A 728-nucleotide genomic window follows, 5' to 3' on the forward strand; every position below is an offset into this window, starting at 1 on the left:
ATAAGCATTGATATTGGTGCTAAATACAATGGCTATCACGGTGATTCTGCTTGGACGTACGGAGTTGGAAAGATTTCAGAAGAAAATCAACGGCTTCTAGATGTCACAGAGCAATCTCTTTATAAAGGCTTAGAGCAAGCTAAGCCCGGCGATCGATTATCGAATATTTCACATGCTATTCAAACGTATGCAGAATCTCAAAACTTTTCAATTGTAAGAGAATATGTTGGTCATGGTGTTGGCCAAGATTTACATGAGGATCCGCAGATTCCACATTATGGTCCACCAAATAAAGGACCGCGTCTACGTCCAGGCATGGTGTTGGCAGTAGAGCCAATGGTGAACGCTGGAACTCGATATGTCAAAACATTATCTGATAACTGGACTGTTGTAACAGTCGACGGAAAGATGTGTGCGCATTTCGAACATACAATTGCAATCACTGAGACGGGATATGAAATTCTAATAACGCTGTAGTTGGTAGTTAAGGTTATCTCTATCCATTCCTCGCTAGATGCACTGGACAGTTAAACAGTAATTATCTAAATTCACGATGCTCGTTTTTCGTCTGAATTGCTGTTAAAATGGTAAAGATGTATATTACAAACGTGATCCATCTTGAATTTAATGATTACGATCTCCGGATGTTCAGAACAGGTTCTTTTTAAGTCAATTAATGATAGCTTGTTACTGTTGCAAAGAAAGGAGAGCACTTTAATGGCAAAAGA

The 728-nt window shown here is 39.1% G+C and carries 1 protein-coding gene; it reads left to right on the plus strand.

Annotation, left to right across the window (positions count from 1 at the left end):
• Nucleotides 1–477 (plus strand): type I methionyl aminopeptidase (map, locus tag ACYVL2_RS19995; protein WP_460546563.1); only part of this gene is annotated, 477 nt, incomplete at its 5' end.
• Nucleotides 478–728: the final 251 nt, after the last annotated feature.

The sequence above is a fragment of the Glycomyces halotolerans genome (assembly GCF_054779575.1).